General features: G+C 38.3%; 15 protein-coding genes and 1 tRNA gene. 8 read left to right on the top strand and 8 right to left on the bottom strand.

The annotated features are described in order from the left end of the window. The first annotated feature begins 178 nt into the window (after positions 1 to 178). Positions 179 to 2,197, top strand: a complete 2,019-nt coding sequence (locus A9Y75_RS06300; RefSeq protein ID WP_236721340.1) for a WD40 repeat domain-containing protein — start codon at positions 179 to 181, stop codon at positions 2,195 to 2,197. Between the two features lie 250 nt (positions 2,198 to 2,447). On the opposite strand, the gene A9Y75_RS06295 is transcribed toward A9Y75_RS06300, so the two are convergent. The 4 genes from A9Y75_RS06295 to psbB all read right to left on the bottom strand — a co-directional run bounded on the left by A9Y75_RS06295 (position 2,448) and on the right by psbB (position 6,547). Next, complete coding sequence (locus A9Y75_RS06295) at positions 2,448 to 3,182, bottom strand: HAD family hydrolase (RefSeq protein WP_071188653.1); 735 nt, start codon at positions 3,180 to 3,182, stop codon at positions 2,448 to 2,450. 183 nt (positions 3,183 to 3,365) lie between these two features. After that, positions 3,366 to 4,412: a 30S ribosomal protein S1 gene (locus A9Y75_RS06290; protein ID WP_071188652.1), complete on the bottom strand. Its 1,047-nt coding sequence runs from the start codon at positions 4,410 to 4,412 to the stop codon at positions 3,366 to 3,368. Positions 4,413 to 4,810: 398 nt separating this feature from the next. Next, positions 4,811 to 4,915, bottom strand: coding sequence for a photosystem II reaction center protein T (locus A9Y75_RS26235; RefSeq protein WP_083389497.1), 105 nt, complete (start codon positions 4,913 to 4,915; stop codon positions 4,811 to 4,813). Between the two features lie 102 nt (positions 4,916 to 5,017). Beyond that, positions 5,018 to 6,547, bottom strand: a complete 1,530-nt coding sequence (gene psbB / locus A9Y75_RS06285) for a photosystem II chlorophyll-binding protein CP47 (protein WP_071188651.1) — start codon at positions 6,545 to 6,547, stop codon at positions 5,018 to 5,020. 747 nt (positions 6,548 to 7,294) lie between these two features. On the opposite strand from psbB, the gene A9Y75_RS06280 reads away from it, so the two are divergent. The 5 genes from A9Y75_RS06280 (at position 7,295) to A9Y75_RS06260 (ending at position 13,071) form a co-directional block, all read left to right on the top strand. Further along, positions 7,295 to 8,137 carry a hypothetical protein gene (locus A9Y75_RS06280; protein WP_071188650.1) on the top strand — a complete coding sequence of 281 codons (843 nt, stop codon included), beginning with the start codon at positions 7,295 to 7,297 and terminating at the stop codon, positions 8,135 to 8,137. Positions 8,138 to 8,274: 137 nt separating this feature from the next. Further along, positions 8,275 to 8,529 carry a type II toxin-antitoxin system Phd/YefM family antitoxin gene (locus tag A9Y75_RS06275; RefSeq protein WP_071188649.1) on the top strand — a complete coding sequence of 85 codons (255 nt, stop codon included), beginning with the start codon at positions 8,275 to 8,277 and terminating at the stop codon, positions 8,527 to 8,529. A gap of 55 nt (positions 8,530 to 8,584) precedes the next feature. Continuing rightward, complete coding sequence (locus A9Y75_RS06270; RefSeq protein WP_071188648.1) at positions 8,585 to 9,154, top strand: Uma2 family endonuclease; 570 nt, start codon at positions 8,585 to 8,587, stop codon at positions 9,152 to 9,154. A gap of 132 nt (positions 9,155 to 9,286) precedes the next feature. Next, positions 9,287 to 10,900: an ABC transporter substrate-binding protein gene (locus A9Y75_RS06265; RefSeq protein WP_236721339.1), complete on the top strand. Its 1,614-nt coding sequence runs from the start codon at positions 9,287 to 9,289 to the stop codon at positions 10,898 to 10,900. A gap of 1,145 nt (positions 10,901 to 12,045) precedes the next feature. Further along, the gene (locus tag A9Y75_RS06260) at positions 12,046 to 13,071 is read left to right on the top strand and encodes an ABC transporter permease (RefSeq protein WP_071188646.1); all 1,026 of its coding nucleotides are present in this window, start codon (positions 12,046 to 12,048) and stop codon (positions 13,069 to 13,071) included. Positions 13,072 to 13,553: 482 nt separating this feature from the next. On the opposite strand, the gene A9Y75_RS06255 is transcribed toward A9Y75_RS06260, so the two are convergent. The 4 genes from A9Y75_RS06255 to A9Y75_RS06245 all read right to left on the bottom strand — a co-directional run bounded on the left by A9Y75_RS06255 (position 13,554) and on the right by A9Y75_RS06245 (position 19,122). Continuing rightward, positions 13,554 to 16,559 carry a type ISP restriction/modification enzyme gene (locus A9Y75_RS06255; RefSeq protein ID WP_071188645.1) on the bottom strand — a complete coding sequence of 1,002 codons (3,006 nt, stop codon included), beginning with the start codon at positions 16,557 to 16,559 and terminating at the stop codon, positions 13,554 to 13,556. Between the two features lie 171 nt (positions 16,560 to 16,730). Next, on the bottom strand, positions 16,731 to 17,846 hold the full coding sequence (locus tag A9Y75_RS06250; RefSeq protein WP_071188644.1) for an ABC transporter permease: 1,116 nt from the start codon (positions 17,844 to 17,846) through the stop codon (positions 16,731 to 16,733). A 276-nt stretch (positions 17,847 to 18,122) separates the two neighbouring features. Further along, positions 18,123 to 18,266 carry a hypothetical protein gene (locus A9Y75_RS28310; RefSeq protein WP_177176120.1) on the bottom strand — a complete coding sequence of 48 codons (144 nt, stop codon included), beginning with the start codon at positions 18,264 to 18,266 and terminating at the stop codon, positions 18,123 to 18,125. Further along, positions 18,247 to 19,122, bottom strand: coding sequence for an Npun_R2479 family HD domain-containing metalloprotein (locus A9Y75_RS06245; protein WP_071188643.1), 876 nt, complete (start codon positions 19,120 to 19,122; stop codon positions 18,247 to 18,249). Before A9Y75_RS06245 ends, A9Y75_RS28310 begins: the two co-directional genes overlap by 20 nt. A 375-nt stretch (positions 19,123 to 19,497) precedes the next feature. Between A9Y75_RS06245 and A9Y75_RS06240 the strand changes: the two genes are divergently transcribed. Together A9Y75_RS06240 and A9Y75_RS27335 are read left to right on the top strand one after the other, a co-directional pair. Further along, positions 19,498 to 19,569: transfer RNA gene (locus tag A9Y75_RS06240), tRNA-Gly, on the top strand. A gap of 185 nt (positions 19,570 to 19,754) precedes the next feature. Further along, entirely contained in the window at positions 19,755 to 20,147 is a 393-nt protein-coding gene (locus A9Y75_RS27335) for an MAPEG family protein (RefSeq protein ID WP_071188642.1), read from the top strand. Positions 20,148 to 20,319 lie beyond the last annotated feature (172 nt).

Below are 20,319 nucleotides of genomic sequence, written 5' to 3'. Positions count from 1 at the left end.
ACATTGGCGAGAAATGTTTTCCCTATCTGCTCTATTCTCCCTATCTACTCCAAGAAATAAACTATCACCTTAAGAGCTTATTTGTTGGGGTAGAATATTTGCTCTTGGGTAATTAAACAGATTTAATACCAATGCCATAATCTATACACTGATAACATAAACCAATAAAGTTGACATAATGAAGTTGACAAAAATAGTAAATAGTCAGCTTAAAGATTCTATGGCATTTGATACTGTGGGTGCTGCTGTCGATTTTGTTACTCATACCACGAACCGCATTATCTCAGCATTTATTAACCAAACGTTTGTTCAGGCAAATATCATTAATTTACCTGCCAAAATTCAGGAAGTTAGACAAGATCAACGCGTGCTTCAGGCCGAAATAGATTATTACAATCGTCGAGAAGCCAGAAAAAAAGAATTCTTGCAAATTCAACAAAAACCTATTGAGACAGATTTACAAATTACAGTATATCAAGATGGAAAAAACGAAAGATTGCAGCAAATTAAGCAAGAAGAAATAGAAGATAGAAGTAAGTTAAGCATCTTATATCTAGACTTGAGCCGAAAGACAACTGCGAGTGAAATCGCACTTAAACAACAAGAAATTCAGGGAATTTTCGACCAGCAGAAGTGGCCAGGTGTATTAAGTCGTGATGAAGCGCAAAGAATATTTGTAGATGAACAAAAGAAACCACGCTTATTAATGTTAGTGCCTCCACCAGATATTAGCGATGACTTTCCCATATCATTCCGTGATAGTCTCAAAAAAGAAATCCGCAATCAATTAAAACTATTTTTAGAGAAGTATTATCCCCTTGGTAGTGATTTCTGCCCTGTAGAATTTTATGGTAAATATTTTGAGCGTTCAGTTTTCGATGCTGAAGTCAAGCAGTTGGAAACGATTTTATCGGCTGTACCAACAGCAATTATTTACACTGATATTACAGACCATGAAATTTATTTTAATGTCAGATTTTGGGGACTTCAAGAACCAGTATCTTTATCTTTTGAACCGTTGAACTGGGAAGAACTCAAAAGAGAACTCGAAGAAGCAGGAAATGATGAAACTAAGAGTTGGCGAGCAATTAGGCAGACTATTGTGATTCTGCACAAGCTATTAGCCGCATTTTTAGCAGATTGGTACTACCTAAATATCAACCCTAATTATGAACCTCAGTTATTTAACTTAAGTTCTGATTTTCCTTCAATATGGACTGATAAAATGATAGAAAAGCTAAAATTAATTAGGCAAACATATAGGAATATTTATAATAATGAATTGAAAGTATCAGCCAATTCTCAAAAAGAAAGACCAAAATTTTGGCGCTGTGTTAATACACTTGATGGGCATTCAGATCAAATTTTTTCTGTTGCTATCAACCCTGATGGTAAAACTTTTGCTAGTGGCAGTGCTGATCACAAAATTAAGGTTTGGAATCTAGAAACTGGTGAAATAATTCATACCTTAACTGGGCATTCAAACTATGTTCGCTCAGTTAATTTTTCTAGTGATGGAAAGACTATGGCGAGTGGTAGCTATGACAAAACATTTAAACTATGGCATTCTCTGAAAGGTAAAACATTCATTGAGCATTCAGGTAGTGTAACTGCAATTGCTTTTAGTCCTGATGGTAAAACTTATGCCACTGCAAGTTTAGATACAACAGTTAAGATATGGGACTTAAGCGATGAAAAGTTAATTTATACTCTCACGGCACATAAAAATTCTATTAACTCGATTGTCTTCAGTATTGATGGCGAAAATCTCATTAGCTGTGGTTGTGATCAAAGTATCAAGATCTGGAATGTCAAAACAGGCGTTGTAGATATTAGCATTACTGATAATTCAGAGTCTATTAATACTATAGCGATTAGCCCTGATGGTAAAATTTTTGCCACTGGTAGTGATCATAATACAATCAAACTTTGGGATCTAGCGACAGGAGAACTCATTCACACATTTTATGGCCATACCAATTGTGTAAATAGTGTTGCTTTTAGTCCTGATGGTAAGACTTTAGCCAGTTGCAGTAATGATAAAACAATTAAGCTTTGGCATCTAGAGACAAAAGAATTGATCAATACTCTTTCAGAACATTCATTAACTGTTTATTGTGTAGCGTTCAGTCCTGATGGAAAAACGATAATTAGTGGTAGTGCTGATCACACTATTAAAATTTGGAAACATGATTAATATTTAGGACTTACGCAAAATGTGACTGAAAACCTGATTATTGCGTAGTGGTAATTCATGAATTACCGCTACTTCCGTTCGGTTTTGCGTAAGTCCTGATATTGTCAACTCCTGTGGGAAATTGACAATTGAAACCTAGACACAAAGTACAGACGTTTCGGCGAAACGTCTCTACTGATTCCTGAATTCTGCTGTAATTAAGTTGGAATTTTGATTTGGAGCCTATGTGTAACGAGCAGATTCCGCCAAATCAAAATTGCATAACCTGAATTTCATCAAGCTGGTTAATTACTACATCCGCGCCTTTAACGTTACTTGAATTATCAATCCAGGTAATACCAATACAACCTGCGGCTTGAGCATTCCGTGCCATTTGCATATCACCGACGGAATCACCTACCATCAGTGTTTTACCTGGGTCTACTCCCAAAACTTGGCAAGCTTGCAAAAATAGTACTGGATCTGGTTTACTTGGTCCTTCATCAACTCCCATTTCGAGTTGAAGATAATTGCCTAATTGGTGATGGGTGACAAATTTCGACACATCTTGAGTTGTGGCGGCTGAGAGGATGCCAAGTTTTAAACCTGCTGCTGATAGAGACTTCAGCACCTCCAAGCTACCCACAAACAGCGGTGAAGGAGTTCTATCAATATATTGTTCAGCTTCTTCCAAAGCTTGACGGGCGATTTTTAAAGACTCAAACCATCCTCGACCAGTTTCGGCAATATATGCAGCGGCGGCGACTTCGGTTTCTCGGCGACTGGCTACTGCTATTAAACCAGCGGGATCTAATTTATCGCTATTAATACCAAAAGCCATTAATAAAGGTTCCCCAATTCCGGGAATTTGCGCGTCTATCATGCGTGCGCCTTTTTGTCCGAGCGATCGCAAATAAGCTTCTGAGTCTTCTAAAGTACCATTTTTATCAAATAAAATTGCCTGAATATCAGAAAACGTGATTTCTCTACATTTGATAGTAACCATATTAGTCAGTTATAGCAGGGAATTTTTAACTTTTAACAGGATTGAAAGTCTATTTGTGTCTAGGTTTTACCAGTTTATGTCATTAAGTACCTGGCAACTTATTATTAGCACAAAAAAAGAGGGAAAATCCCTCTTTAAATGCTGTCATAGTCTTAGTTACAAGTAATTGCAACTAACAATGTATTACTCTTGAATAGCTGCTGGGATCTCTTCAACAGCTTCAGTTGCTGGTGGGATTTCTACTTCAGCTTCCACAGCTTCTACAGCTTCTACAGCTTCCACAGCTTCTACAGCTTCCACTGCTTCCACTGGTGCAGTAGTGATACCTTGCTGTTTAGCTAACATCTGTTCCCGATACTTAGCTGCCATTTCTTCGGCCTTATCATAGACCAAATCACGGTTCTTAATCATGTCACCGGGTTCAGGTTCCAACTGTTTGGTAGACAGAGAAATCCGTCCTCTTTCTGCATCCAAGTCAATGATCATCACTTTCACTTCATCATTGACATTGAAGACGCTGTGAGGTGTGTCAATATGCTCGTGGGAAATTTCAGAAATGTGGAGTAGTCCGCTAACACCACCAATGTCGATGAATGCACCGTAGGGCTTAATACCGCGAACAGTACCAATTACTACTTCACCAACTTCCAGGCGGTTCATCTTGCGCTCAACTAGCGCCCGACGATGGGATAGAACTAAGCGATTACGTTCTTCGTCTACTTCTAGGAATTTCAACGGTAGTTCTTCGCCTACCAATTCTTCTTTAGGTTTGCGGGTACTAATGTGGGAGCCGGGGATAAAGCCGCGCAGTCCCTCAATTCGTACCAATGCTCCCCCACGGTTAGTGGCAAACACACCAGAACGGACAGTAGCATCTTCTGCTTGTAACTGCCGTACTCTTTCCCATGCCCTCATGTATTCAATACGACGAATGGAAAGGGTTAACTGACCATCTTCGTTTTCATCAGTGAGGATGAAAAATTCCCGTGTTTCGTTTGATTGTAAGACTTCTTCCGGGCTATCCACCCGGTTAATAGACATTTCCTGTATAGGTATGTATGCTGCTGTTTTAGCACCGATGTCAATCAGAGCGCCGCGCGGCTCTATACTGAAAACTGTACCTGGCACAACATCACCAGGGCTAAAGTGATAATCGTACTTATCGAGTAGAGCAGCGAAATCTTCGTGAGTGAATCCAATTTCTGTAGCGGTTAAGTTCTGATTGACCATGCTGATTTGTTCCTGGTTCTGTTCTCCGTCAAGTTTTTGCCACAATTAACAATGTGTATTCGACAGTCTGCTTTTAATCAAGAAAGGCAGATTCTTGCTTCACGGGGAGTCTAATGACTTTACCCTCCACAAGCATCCATTGTCTGTCCCACAACGGGTAAGGGCTTTTTTTAAAGAAGTTTACACTTACACCTTTGTTTATCCTAGCGCAGAAGAGCTAGGTTCACACATATCAACTCCCAGATAGGAAATTATATCACATATCAAAAAGTTTTTCAGTAGTTGGCGATTGTTGCCTCATAAGTTTAGCAAAAGATACTCGCAAAATTATCCGTTGCTACCTAAATCGGCGGCAACGGATAATCTTGAGATTGCTTTACAAGCCTGAAAATAGGAATCTACTTATCTTTTCTCTCAAACCGGGGGGGTTCGCGGAATGCGATCGCAAAAAAGAGAACGCCTATTGCCAAAGTCAAAACCAAGATGTATGCAACACTTTCCATATTACGAGTTCCTGTTTATCCAGCCAGTAATATTAGTGTACCAAGGACTGGGATTAGGTGTTGGGTAATATCGCCCAGTTCCCAATTCCCAGTTCCCCAAAATTAGAGAGCTTCTTTCCGGCGGGTTGATTTGTCACCCACTTTCTGGAACAGACCCCATTCTACTTGCTCTTCTAGATCTGCTTCCACACCAGCGAATACGTCTCGGTAGATTGTCCGAGAACCGTGCCACAGGTGTCCAAAGAAGAACAGCAGCGCAAATACAGCGTGACCAAAGGTAAACCAACCTCTGGGAGATGTGCGGAATACGCCATCTGAGTTCAAGGTTTCCCGGTCAAATTCAAATATTTCGCCACCTTGAGCCTTACGGGCATACTTCTTCACATCAGCCGGATCTGTAAAGGTTTTGCCATTAAGATCGCCACCGTAGAAGCTAACAGTAACACCTGTTTGCTCAAAGCTGTACTTGGATTCTGCCCGACGGAAGGGGATATCAGCGCGGATAACACCATCAGCATCAGTCAGAATTACTGGGAAGGTTTCAAAGAAGTTAGGTAGACGACGTACTGTCAGTTCCCGACCTTCAGAATCTTTGAATACCGCGTGACCTTGCCAAGATTGAGCAATGCCATCACCCTTAACCATTGGCCCTGTACGGAACAGTCCACCTTTGGCGGGGCTATTACCTACGTAATCGTAGAAAGCCAGTTTTTCGGGGATTTGCGCCCAAGCTTCTGTAAGGCTTGCACCTTGTCCAACACTAGTTTGTACACGGCGCTCAATTTCTTGACGGAAGTAGCCTTGATCCCACTGGTAGCGGGTAGGGCCAAACAGTTCGATAGGGGTGGTAGCGTTACCGTACCACATAGTACCAGCTACTACGAAAGCGGCAAAGAAAACCGCTGCGATACTGCTGGAAAGTACTGTTTCAATGTTCCCCATCCGTAGGGCTTTGTAGAGCCTTTCAGGGGGTCTAACTGTGAGGTGGAATAAACCAGCAATAATGCCAACAACACCAGCTGCAATGTGGTGAGCCACAACGCCACCGGGGTTATAGGGGTTAAACCCGGCTGGACCCCATTCTGGTGCTACGGCTTGGATGCTACCAGTTACACCAAAGGCATCAGAAACCCACATACCGGGGCCAAATAGTCCAGTGAGGTGGAAAGCACCAAAACCAAAACAAAGTAAACCAGATAAGAACAGGTGAATGCCAAACATTTTTGGCAAGTCTAGTGCAGGTTCGCCGGTGCGAGGATCTCTAAAGAGTTCCAAGTCCCAGTAAACCCAGTGCCAAACGGCTGCTAGGAATAATAAACCGGAAAGAACGATGTGAGCCGCTGCCACGCCTTCAAATGACCAGAAACCAGGGTCAGTTGCTTGAGCGCCGGTAACGCTCCAACCGCCCCAAGATTGGGTGACACCTAACCGTGACATGAAGGGGAGAACGAACATCCCTTGCCGCCACATGGGGTTGAGAACTGGATCACTGGGGTTGTAAGTAGCCAGTTCGTACAGCGCCATTGAGCCAGCCCAGCCAGCGACTAGGGCTGTGTGCATTAAGTGTACAGAAATCAGCCGACCTGGATCGTTCAGAACAACTGTATGTACTCGGTACCAGGGTAGTCCCATCGACTACAATCCTCCTAGATTAGTTAGTTTACAAAGCAATTTTCTTACTGAGGTTCTCAGAAACGATGGTTGTTTCTTGGGGAACTCTCTGAGTTTTTTGTTATTGCCAGTCTTGAGTTTTACCACAGATTAGCCTGTGGTTTAGCAATGCTTTTCAGCTACAAAAGCTTTATCCTTGAGAGTGGCAAAACGCCCGTATAACTGCTGAGGTTTTTTCAGCAGCCAAAAGCTTATGGGACTTTTGGGTGGGGCTTGTGAACTTTCAGGAAGTTTCTGTTTGAGCGTTTACGCAATTGCCAAGCAAAAATGAGAATGTTTAAAAAATTGTAACTTTTGATGGAACGCTTTGCAAGCGTGTAAATAGATGCGATTACCTAACTTGTGGCTCAAATATGGCTACCAAACCCCAAGCTACTGCTGATTATCAGCATATCTATCTGGAAAGCTGAAGTTTTTTAAGCCCACAATACCCAGCATAAAACCAAATTGGGGTTTTACTCGGCGAACTGCTTGCAGCAGCGCTTCGCGATCGCTTGTAGATAAATTACAGGTTTTATTTTAGACTAAGTTTACGCATGGAAGTTCTGGCTATTTGGGAGTATATAGACAAAAAAGCCTGTAATTGGTTACAAAGCTAAGTGTATATCCCGAAAATTCTGTATAATACTCGATATTGACGATATGCAAAATTTTTCTTGATATTGTCTGGATATTATTAACCTTTTTTACTTTTTATGGCAGGTTTAAATGGACAGAATTGAATTTATTGAGTGCAATATTGTTGCTGGAGTTGCTGAAATAACGCCAGAATTAGCAGAAACTATTCTTAACAATAATAATGACGGTAATCGCCCACTAAAAAAAGATCACATAAAAATGTTAACCGATAGCATTAAACGTGGTGAATGGATGTTAAATGGGGAAAGTATTGCATTTTCAGAAACTGGGCGTTTACTAGATGGACAGCATCGTTTGACTGCATGTGTAAATAGTGGTAAGTCTTTTAAAACTATTGTTATACAGGGAATTGAAGATGATTCTGCTTTTGGAACAATTGATATTGGTAAGCCTAGAAGTGTAACCGATTTAATGAGTCTTAAAGGACTTCCAAAAGCTCCATTATTTGCAGCGATAGCTAAACAACATAAAGCATGGATAGAAACAGAAGAAGAAAATAGGCATAAATTCACGCTTGCCACAAGAAAATATACAGAAAGAAATATAGCCTTACATGGTGAAAAATATGTATCTGTTATATTACCAGCATTTGAAGCCGCTCAAAAATTAGGTAGAAAAAGTGCAGCGATAGGTTTCGCCGCACTTTTAATTTTAGATACAGCTATGGATGATGGAGAGGAATTCTTTGGTGAGCTTGAAAGTATCTGGAAAAATGAATGTAGTCCTGAACCACAAAGCCCAACCTTTGTTTTACATAAGTTGATTTGTGAAGAGGAACATATTTTTAGACCAGCAAAAATGACTTTTTTGGCAGCTCTGACTATTAAAGCATTTAATGCACACCTTAAAAAGGAGCAAATAAAAAAACTACTCTGGCAACCTACGGAAGGCTTTCCAAGTGTAGAGGGGTGAAGATTTAGTGAGATCGCCTATTTTGTAGGTAAGGAAAAGATACAAACCCTAACATTATCTCTTCCTTACTTTTACTTTAATCCTAAAATTTCTAGGCTAGAATTTAACTAATTATTTAACACATAAAGGAGGATGAAATGGATGCAATGAATACTCAACAGGCAAGTCATGATTTAGATGCTTTGATAGATCGTATTATTGCAGATGTACAACCGACTATTATTTGTAATAACAAAGGCAACAAAGCTATTTTGATTTCTCTAGACGAATTTTTATCATGGCAAGAAACATTATATTTACTTTCAAATCCAGTTAATACAGAGCATCTTCTTACCTCAATTCAATCAGCAAAAGACGGTAAAGTTATTGAAAGAGTCTTAATTGAAGAATGAGAGATCAAAAAACTAAGCGATAATTAAGGTAAGCTAACCCACGGGAGAAAAGGCAATGACAGTAGTAATTGCTAAAAAGATGACCTTTGAGGAATTTCTCAACTATGACGATGGTACGGATAGTTTATATGAATTGGAAAATGGAGAATTAATTCCCATGCCTTCAGAAAGTGATATAAATCAAAGGATCGCAATGTTTTTGGTTGCCTATTTTTTAAGCTGTGGAATTCCTTCCTCTAGATTGCGGATGAAGGCCGAGGTGGCTGTGAATAGTAGAAGAGTGGGTGTGCGTGTACCTGATCTGGTAGTCTTTTCTGAAGAGTTAGCGATCGCTATGGCAGGAGCTACTCGTTCACTGGTATATATGGATATGCCACCACCCTTACTGGTAGTTGAAGTGGTGAGTCCTAATCAGGCTAGTCGTGATTATCGCTACAAGAGATCTGAGTATGCGGCGCGGGGTATTGCCGAATATTGGATTGTTGATCCCATTGACCAAAAGGTGACAGTATTGGAATGGGTGGAGGGTTTTTATGAACAGCAGGTATATGAAAATGATAGCTTAATCGTTTCTCCGCTCTTTCCTGATCTCAAGTTGACGGCTGCTCAAGTTTTACAAAGATAAGATGCTATTCTTGTGAAGACAATCTGACAAGATGTAATTAGCTAAACATATATCCTAGAATAATTAACTGCTGATTTAAAAAAATTAATGGTAATAACTTGGTTCTCGTTGTCTATGAGACAGTGGGGTAGGATGGCAAAATTCCTGTCTTTGTTCTCTCTATGTTTATTGTTGGCTGTTAGTTGCACCCCTCGCACACAGACAACTACCACAACAACTGGTGTTGTCAATACTCCTGCTGGTGATGGACGGATTACCATAGGTACAACGTCAAAGCCTAGAACTCTTGATCCGGCTGATGCGTATGAATTGGCATCATTGGGTTTAGTATTCAATATGAGCGATCGCTTGTACACCTATGAACCAGGTAGCACAGAAATTAAGCCCCAACTAGCCACAGCATTACCTAAAGTTAGTGCAGATGGTTTAACTTACACCATACCTATCCGTCAAGGAGTGGTGTTTCATGATCAGACTCCTTTCAACGCTAAAGCAATGGAATTTAGTATCCAGCGTTTTATCGAAAATAAAGGTAAACCATCTTTCTTGCTTTCCGATACAGTCGCTGCTGTGAAAGCCACAGGGGACTATGAATTAACAATTAAGCTCAAAAAGCCCTTTGCGGCGTTTCCCTCTCTATTAGCCTTTTCTGGGGTGTGTGCAGTTTCCCCCAAAGCTTATGAAATCGGGACTGGGAAATTTAAGCCGAATATCTTTGTTGGCACTGGTGCTTATAAGTTAGCTCAGTATGGTACTGATTCGCTGCGATTTGATGTATTTGAGCAATATTGGGGTGAAAAACCAGCCAATAAGGGTATTAATGTTCAAATTCAGACTAGTCCAGTTAATTTGTTTAATGCTTTCCGAACTGGTGCTGTAGATGTAGCTTACTTATCTTTGCAACCAGACCAAATTCGCAGTTTAGAGGAAGGTGCAAAAAAAGGAGATTGGCAAGCTATTACCGCTCAAGGTAGTGTAGTTAGTTATATGGTGTTGAATCGCAATCAGAAACCTTTGGATAAAGTAGAGGTAAGAAGTGCGATCGCATCATTAATTGATCGTCCATTATTAAATGAGCGAGTATTATTTAGTCAAGCTGAACCACTTTACAGCATGATTCCCACCACATTCAATGTTTCCCAACCATTATTTAAAGATAAATATGGTGATGCTAACTTTGAACTAGCCAAAAAAACCTTAACTGCTGCTGGTTTTTCTAAAGAAAATCCCGCTAAAGTGCAAGTTTGGTATCCAGCAAGTTCACCTACTCGCAGTTTAGCAGCGCAGACACTAAAATCTTTGGCTGATACTAAAATGGATGGGATATTACAACTAGAAGTTAAAACCGTAGAAGGTGCTACCTTTTTTAAAGAAATTAGCAAAGGTTTATATCCAGCAGCTTTACTTGATTGGTATCCAGATTTTTTAGATCCAGATAATTACGTGCAGCCATTTTTGGCTTGTGAGAAAGGTTCAGATGCCAAAGGATGCGAAAATGGAGGCAGTCAAACCCAAGGTTCTTTTTACTATAACGAAGCTGTCAATAAACTAATTGATCAACAACGTAAAGAACAAAATCCAGAAGCGCGTCAGAAAATATTTGCTGACATTCAAACACAAGTACTTACTGATGTTCCTTACATTCCTTTATGGCAAAACAAAGATTATGTATTTGCCCAAAAAGCTGTAACTAATGTCAAAATTGATCCTACCCAAAACCTAATTTATAAAACAATTAAAAAGTAGTCATTAGTCATTCTCGTTCCCAGACTCCGTCTGGGAATGCCATTTAGAGGCTCTGCCTCATGTTAATTTATCAAGCAGAACCTCAAGACTACATTCCTTGTCAGAGACAAAAAACGAGGTTAAATTTATGAGGCAGAGCCTCAAAGCTGCATTCCTTGTCAGAGACAAGGAACGAGTTTTTTTTCCATTTCTCGTTTTTCTCGTTCCCAGACTCCGGCTGGGAATGCCATTTAGAGGCTCTGCCTCATGCTAATTTATCAAGCAGAACCTCAAGACTACATTCCTTGTCAGAGACAAAAAACGAGGTTAAATTTATGAGGCAGAGCCTCAAAGCTGCATTCCTTGTCAGAGACAAGGAACGAGTTTTTTTTCCATTTCTCGTTTTTCTCGTTCCCAGACTCCGGCTGGGAATGCCATTTAGAGGCTCTGCCTCATGCTAATTTATCAAGCAGAACCTCAAGACTACATTCCTTGTCAGAGACAAAAAACGAGGTTAAATTTATGAGGCAGAGCCTCAAAGCTGCATTCCTTGTCAGAGACAAGGAACGAGTTTTTTTTCCATTTCTCGTTTTTCTCGTTCCCAGACTCCGGCTGGGAATGCCATTTAGAGGCTCTGCCTCATGCTAATTTATCAAGCAGAACCTCAAGACTACATTCCTTGTCAGAGACAAAAAACGAGGTTAAATTTATGAGGCAGAGCCTCAAAGCTGCATTCCTTGTCAGAGACAAGGAACGAGTTTTTTTTCCATTTCTCGTTTTTCTCGTTCCCAGACTCCGGCTGGGAATGCCATTTAGAGGCTCTGCCTCATGCTAATTTATCAAGCAGAACCTCAAGACTACATTCCTTGTCAGAGACAAAAAACGAGGTTAAATTTATGAGGCAGAGCCTCAAAGCTGCATTCCTTGTCAGAGACAAGGAACGAGTTTTTTTTCCATTTCTCGTTTTTCTCGTTCCCAGACTCCGGCTGGGAATGCCATTTAGAGGCTCTGCCTCATGCTAATTTATCAAGCAGAACCTCAAGACTACATTCCTTGTCAGAGACAAAAAACGAGGTTAAATTTATGAGGCAGAGCCTCAAAGCTGCATTCCTTGTCAGAGACAAGGAACGAGTTGATGTTTTAATTTTGAATTAATAAAAATAAATATGTCTCGTTCTAAAGCATTACAGTATTACATTGTTTCCCGGTTGCTATTTGCGCCACTGCAACTATTAACCATTATCACCATTGTTTTTCTTTTACTAAGAGCAACCCCAGGAGATCCAGCAGATGCAATTTTGGGTGGACGTGCGCCAGAAAGTGCTAAAGAAGAATTAAGAAAACAACTCGGTTTAGATTTACCTATTTGGTTACAATATCTCAATTATTTAGGCAATTTACTCCGTTTTGATTTAGGAACTTCTTTAACCAGTCGAGGACAGAATGTTGGCGAAATAATTGGACAATATTTTCCAGCAACTGTAGAGTTAGCTTTTGCTAGTATGGCTGTAGCGCTAATTGTTGGCGTTTTAGTAGGTACTATTTCCGCTTCTCGTCCGGGGACTTATTTTGATATTGGTGGGCGTTTGTTTGGTATCATCACTTATGCTTTACCAATGTTTTGGGCGGGAATGTTGTTACAGTTAGTTTTCTCAGTTCAACTGGGTTGGTTTCCCAATTCTAACCGTTTTCCCCCCAATCTTCCCGCACCTGCAACTATCACGGGTTTATATACAATTGATAGTTTATTGAGTGGTAATTTCAGTCAATTTTTCATATCTTTACATCATCTAGCTTTACCAAGTTTGACTTTAGGAATTTTGCTGAGTGGAATTTTTGAACGCATTGTTAGAGTCAACTTAAAACAAACTTTAAAAGCTGATTATGTAGAAGCGGCTAGGGCGCGAGGAATTTCTGAAAATAAGATTTTAGTCTCCCATGCCTTGAAAAATGCCTTAATTCCTGTAATTACGGTATTAGGATTAACATTTGCATCCTTATTAGGTGGAGCGATTTTAACAGAAGTGACATTTTCTTGGCCGGGGTTAGCAAATAGATTATATCAAGCGATTTCTGACCGAGATTATCCCACAGTTCAGGGAGTGTTAGTATTTTTTGGAGGAATTGTTGTGAGTGCAAGTATTTTGATTGATATTCTCAATGCTTATGTAGATCCAAGAATTAGATATTAGTTACGTAAATTGGGTTGACGCAAGGAAACCCAACATTATTTTTTGTCAGAATCAGGATTTGGAGGATTTAAGGATTTACAGGATTAAGAGATAAAATTTTTTGATTCAGACAGCCATTTCGCTAATAATATTCATTATATTATTGCAGCACTTCCCGGTGTTATGAGGTACAAGAACCCCACCCCCAACCCCCTCCCCGCAAGCAATGAGGGGGCTATGATGTACCTGATAACAAACAAATCCGCTGTAAATATTTTGTTGGGTGTTGGGTTGCGCTGTCGCTTAACCCAACCTACGTTATTATCATTTCTCTAATAATATTCATTATATTATTGCAGCACTTCCCGGTGTTATGAGGTACAAGAACCCCACCCCCAACCCCCTCCCCGCAAGCAATGAGGGGGCTATGATGTACCTGATAACAAACAAATCCGCTGTAAATATTTTGTTGGGTGTTGGGTTGCGCTGTCGCTTAACCCAACCTACGTTATTATCATTTCTCTAATAATATTCATTGTTTCTACACTCACGGTACAGACTCTCATTAATAAATCTATTACCTGTTCTTTATAATCTGCAAAACGATATGTATTGAATTTTTCTGCAATGGTTGGATCTTTTGGTTTCTTTTCTTTATATTGATCTAATATCCATTCTAACGCGCAACGATTACCTAGCATATATTCCCAAGCTATGTTAGGAATATTTTCTAATGTGGTGACATCATCTAAGATAATACTATTTTTGGTTTTATCGGCTTTAAGTTTGGGTTTTGGTGTTTTTTGATGATCTTTTAAAGGAATATCAAGACGGGTTAATTTATAGGGTGTTATTGTTTCATAATTAATATGTAATTCCATGAGTTGTTTACCCCAGTTAACCCATTTTTGGAAGTTCTCATAATATGGTAAACGAGGAAATTCGCGTTTGAGGTTGAGTTCGTATTTGGTGCGATAAGCTGGATTATGTAAGACTGCGTAGGTATAATGAAAGATGTCTATTTTGGTAATTGTTGTATCTTGGTAATGGGTTTGAATTTGTTTTAATCCCCAGTCGGTTATGTTATCAATGCGTTTTCCTTCTTTGTCGTAACGGTAAAAGGGGAGACATTGAGATTTTTCCACAAAATGTCTTTCAGTCAAATTTTTAATTGCTAAACAGTGAAAAGGTTGATTAAATGAAGTTCCTGAAAGTGCTATTACATAATTGTTATTGTGTAGATTATTTCCAAACAACTCATAATGATTTCTAGTTAAAAGATAGTTTAAATCACTGTCAGCATAATAAAATTTATTCGTAAAAGGTCTAAAATGAGAGAAAAGGATATTTTCTTCTAAAAACTGAATTCTAATTTTACGTTCAAATAAATTTTTTAAATCTCTATTCCACTTAATTTCTATGCTTTGATTATTTTTTTCTACACTCTCATTATATTTGAAGATAAAAAATCTAATTTTCTCTATTAAATTTCGTTTTGAGAAATCATAAAGCCATTCATCTTTTCCCGTTTCTAAACCATTTGTGAATAACTTAAATATTGCTTCTTCTCCTTTACCTGCTTTCACATCTTTATCAACCACAGGTAAAAGAGTTTCAAAATCATTATCAGATTGATTTATCCAATTGTGTTTTTCATCTGGTGTAATATGTTCAAAAGGAATGTGATTAAATTTAGTTTGAGATAAAAACCTTAATTTCTCACTTGCTGTATCAAAATCTGGACGACGAATATGGAATATTTGACAATTATTAAAATCACTATTCTGTTTCTTAACTAAAAACATAATAGCGACACCAGTTTGAATACCAAAAACATTATGTGTTGTTCCTGAAAGTTTGGGATTCTTCCTAACATCACCATGTAAATCTATAATGTAAATATAACTAAAGTCATCACTTACAGCTTTTCTAAAACCGTCAAAAGTTCTACCATCAATAAACGATGAATTAGTGATAAATGCAATAATCCCATTTTTACCTAGTCTATCAGAAGCCCATCTAATAAACCGAGTATACATATCATAAACAACAATATTATTCTGTGCTTTACTATATTTAATATAACTTTCCTTAATTAACTTATCTATGGCTGTGTAATAACGATTAGCATTATTATCATTGAAGTTTTCCTGTTTTGCATTATAAGGAGGATTACCAATAATCACAGAAATAGTTCTATCATTCTGTCTTTTGATTCTTGCGGTATTCTCCACACTCATAGCAAACAAATCCATTTGCTTACCCGCAAAAGATGTATTATCTAAAGTATCCACAAAACAAATATTTTCAAACTCCTCATATACACCCATTTTCTGCTTATAGGTAAATTCAATATTCAAATTTGCAATGTAATAAGGCAAAATTGCCACTTCATTACAATGAATTTCATGTTTATATTTATGTTCCAAACTATGTTGCGGTAAATAATCAATTAATTCAGTAATAAAAGTCCCTGTTCCCGTCGCAGGATCTAAAATTTCGACATCTTTATCTGCTAACAATTTACCAAAATGTTTATGTACTAAAAAATCCACACTTTCAATCATAAACCGGACAATTTCATTAGGAGTATAAACAATTCCTAATCTATCCGCAGCTTTAGGATTATATGCTTTGTAGAAATTCTCATACAACGCTTTGAGAAACTTCTGTTTTTCTTGATGATTATAAATATTTGCCGCAGTCCGTCTAATAACTGCATAATATCTTTCAATACTTCCTAGAGTATTGCGCTTGACACTTCCAGTAAAAAAGGTAGAAATTATTTCTTGTAATTCTCTCGCTACATTATTTTCTTGATGAAATTGTGATTCACTAAAAATATTGATAAAAATATCCTCTGTTAAAATGTGCTGAATCATCATTTCCCGAATATCAAATAAACTGATTTCTGGGTTAATTGATTCTTTGCAAATTCCCCAAAACTTATCTCGCGCAATTTGAAAAGATTTGTTATTTACTCCTTGACTATCAATCAAATCTCTGAGAGAATTTAAAATAGTAGGTAAATCTTGTTTAAAGATTTCTATCGCTTCCCGAAAATCTCTAACTTCAGGACGAACATAATTAATAAAACTGGTAATAATTCCATCTACTGCGTCAGCGTCGCGCATAGATACCCGCTGGGTTTCTTGTCCAGATTGAATTAAAACCGCAGTTTGGGAATCTTCAAATAAAATATTACTATCGGGATAACCTTTATTTAATTTCTTTTCTATTTCTTCGTCTAATTTATCATATTGATCTTTACTTTCCCAGTAACCCCAATCTAATCGTAAAGCATCTTTAATTGTGCCATCTGGATAAACAAGTTTACCATTTGGTAACTTATAATCTAATTCAGGAATTAGTAAAAAATCTCTGGGTTTGCAATATTCATTTAACAGGTTTTGAAAAGCGACACGGATAGATGTTTCTTTCCTTGAACCACCATATTGAATAATTTTTTCTACTTCCGCTTGATATTGGGTAACAAGGAGTCTCGACATAATTAAAAAATTTATTGTAAAAACCTTTTGTTTGGTTGTGCTGTCCCTTAACCCAACCTACATTTTAAATTGTTGTGAATATTGTTAGAGTTCAGATCCCCGACTTCTTCAAGAAGTCGGGGATCTTGTTGTTCATAAGTGATTCAGACATTTTGATAATTACATATTTAATTACCTTTGTAAACTGCGAGGATCAAGGGCATCTCTCAACCCATCACCTAATAAGTTAAATGCCAAAACAGTAAGAATAATCAGGATTGCAGGTGGTAAAATTAGCCAAGGTTGTAATACTAAAATAGAAGCATTACTAGCAAGAGAAAGCATATTTCCCCAAGAAGGATCTGGTTGTTGAATTCCTAAACCAATTAAACTCAATACTGCTTCTGCACCAATAAAACTAGGAATTGACAGCGTTGCAGATATAACTACATAACTAGCAGTTTGCGGCAAAACATGGCGGAGAATAATATAAATTGGTTTACCACCCATAGCTTGTGCCGCTTGTACAAATTCTCTTTCTTTGATTGAGAGTACCTGCCCGCGAATTACCCTGGCTAAACCTGCCCAACTAATAACAGAAGTAATTACAACTATTAGTAAAAAGCGCTGTGTACTAGTTAATTGTGGGCTTAAAACTCCTGATAATGCTACTAATAAATAAATGCTAGGGAAAGTCATCAACACTTCTGCCAAGCGCATAATCACACTATCAATCACACCACCAAAATAGCCGGAAATACCACCTATTAGCAAACCAAGGGGATAGGTAATAATAATGCCAAAAATCCCGATAAATAAACTAATACGACCACCATATAGCAGACGGCTAAATTGATCTCGTCCTTGTTCATCAGTACCCAAAATATTCCATTTTGCTTCACCAGTTGAGCCAAACAAATGTAGATTTAGGCGTATACCGGGGATAATAGTGACTTCATCCCACTTGGGTGGTAGGGGCAAACTCATCTGGAATAATCGATATTCGGATCCGGCAACAAATAAACTTAGAGGAGAAGGCTTTTTGAAATCAACAATTAGTTTTCTTTCCCCTGTTTCTAAATTTGTATCTCCTTGAGTTGTCGGATATATATGGGGTCCAATAAATTTACCTGACTGAGAAACCCAATAAATGCGAGTTGGTGGTAGTAGTGAACCATTTGGCTGAGAATTATAAGGGTTGTACGGTGCGATGAAATCAGCTGTGATTACTGATAAATAGAAAAATAACAGTAAGATTGCCCCAAATCGCGCCAAGGGATTTTTTTTCAGTCTCTGCCACCAATTCATAGTTTTTCTTCACAAATTAAGGGTGATGTATTAAGGATCTGTGCAAAATTAATTTAACATTTTTTTATGGCGGTTCTCGTTTGTAGGAAATACACATTTACCTCTCTCCTGCAAGGAAAGAGGCTTTGAAACTCCAATTTTATCCTAGAGATGGAGGGTTAGTTTTCTGGGTTTTTGATGTTACCAAAAATACTTTTCAAACATCCTCTGAGAATCAAATGCAAACTGTTATACAGCAGATTGCAGATCAATGAGGTACAGAATCAAAATTGAAACCTAGACACATTCGCCAGTTTTACTCCTGAACGGCAGTTGACGGCAGTTGCTACAAGTCGGGGAACCCGTCCACCGCACTGCCTCCTCCTGACTCCTGACTCCTGACTCCTGAATTCTGCTGTATTTAAGCGTGTAATTTCTCAACTAAATACAGTAAATCTTCATTTTGCTTTTCATGTTCAACTACAAATACATTGGAATAAAGATTTGCGATGATTTGTTTTCCCTGCTGTGTTAGAGATAGATATCGCAGTCCATCTTTGATATATGGATAGACACCATTCCAGTAAAATTTGGCATAATTTTTGCGTAAATCCCCAGGATTTTGATAACCTAAAATTTTATTCATCCCAGTTTCTTCAAATTCGTAGAATAAACTAGTGATTTTTCTCAAGTAACGCGGATCACTTAATTGCCCGATTAAATCAGCAGCACGTACTAAACCGGCAAAGTGGTTGGTATCTTGATGATCTTCTGCTGTCGGTACAGGGAACCGAGTTAATTCAATATTTACCTTAATGACTTCAGCGTCTATTAAAGTGTGTCCACCAAATCGTTCACCAATAAATAGTTTGGCTCGATCTACATGATATGGTGTGAGACTAGCATCAGAAGCGCCGTGAGGTAGGGCAATCATGTTACCATTTTGCCCTGTAGCATATAGGGATTCTGATTCTCTGTCTTCGCGGCAAACTCCTTTGACATAGCCGATATCGTGACACAATAAGGAGATAATAAAGTGTAACCAGTCTTCGCTGGAAACACCACCTTCTCGAATGTGTTTACCACGCAACATTTCTTGTCCGACAAGGGTAACGAGAACTGAGTGTTCAACATTATGATATAGGGCATCGCTGTTGGCAATGTTTTCCAAAGCCATGTTACCAGCCCAAGCAATGATGTCTTGATAATCAGTTTTTAAGTTACCGTAGGTGCGTTGATAGCCCTCTCGAATTTGATTTACAAAAGCATTAATGATAATTTCAGTTGTATTGAACATACTTGATACTCAGGGTATATATTTTGTATAATCGAGTTCACCTGCGGAAATTTCGGTCAATCGAAAGTCCTCGATTTTGCTATGGATAAAGGTGCTGGTGCCAGCCAAACCGGGGTGTTATCGCTAAAATAAGCGATCGCTTCATCAGCAGGGCAAAGCTTTGACAGTTGATGAAGAGCATGGAATCAAGAAGTGAGTATAGTTAGAGACGTTGGTGCTTTAGACTCCCATTGGATTAAGTGTACATTATACTTATCAATTTTTCCTCATCTATCCTTTGGCAGGATGAATATATAAATAAATTAAACTGCTTCTTCATATATTGCTCAATTATGATATGATATTCTTTAGAGTTTATTAATGTAATTCTCATCTGCGGGTGTAATTCAGTGGTAGAATGTCTGCTTCCCATGCAGAATGTCGTGGGTTCGAGTCCCATCGCCCGCTTTCAAGGTTTGTATCTGAATCAGATTTTAAGTATTTTCCAGTCTGGTGATTGCGATAGAGAAGCACTTTTGATCAGCAATTACAAACCATCTCCAACTCTAAGTTATGACAAAATTTCTGGTAATGGCAAGTAAATAATGAAGTTAAATGTGTCATTATCAGCCTATGTACTCGAATTTTGATGTATGTCTCCTTTTCCTAGTTTAGTTACCGTATCCGCGCTCATACTTTACTTTGTTGTCACAATTAACGTTGGTAGAGCTAGAGCAAAATATCAAGTTCCCGTACCACAAACCACAGGAAATCTTGATTTTGAAAGAGTGCTAAGGGTTCAGCAAAATACCTTAGAACAACTTGTTTTATTTTTACCTGCTTTATGGTTGTTTTCTGTTTACGTTAGTCCTATTTGGGGTTCTGTTCTCGGTACAACTTGGATAATAGGACGTATTGCTTATGCTTGGGGATATTATCAAGCAGCAGAAAAGCGCGTGATAGGTTTTGCTATCAGTTCTTTAAGCAGTATAGGACTAATTTTAGGTTCATTAGTTGGGATTATTTTATCTTTGATGAAGGCGTAATTTAGGGAGTGTGATCTTTTTTAAATGATCACACTTCTTATTAAAATCCAAAAGCCAAAGCATCAAGCATATATTTAGAGAATATAAAAATCAAGGTTATATAATCAACTTAATATACTTTTGGTTAGAAACTCCAGAATTAGCAATATCTAGGGTAAGCAGACGGGTAGCA

The sequence above is a fragment of the Trichormus sp. NMC-1 genome (genome assembly GCF_001858025.1).
Taxonomy (GTDB): domain Bacteria; phylum Cyanobacteriota; class Cyanobacteriia; order Cyanobacteriales; family Nostocaceae; genus Anabaena.
Note: the sequence above shows the minus strand (reverse complement) of the source record. Positions and strands in the feature narration are given on the sequence as shown.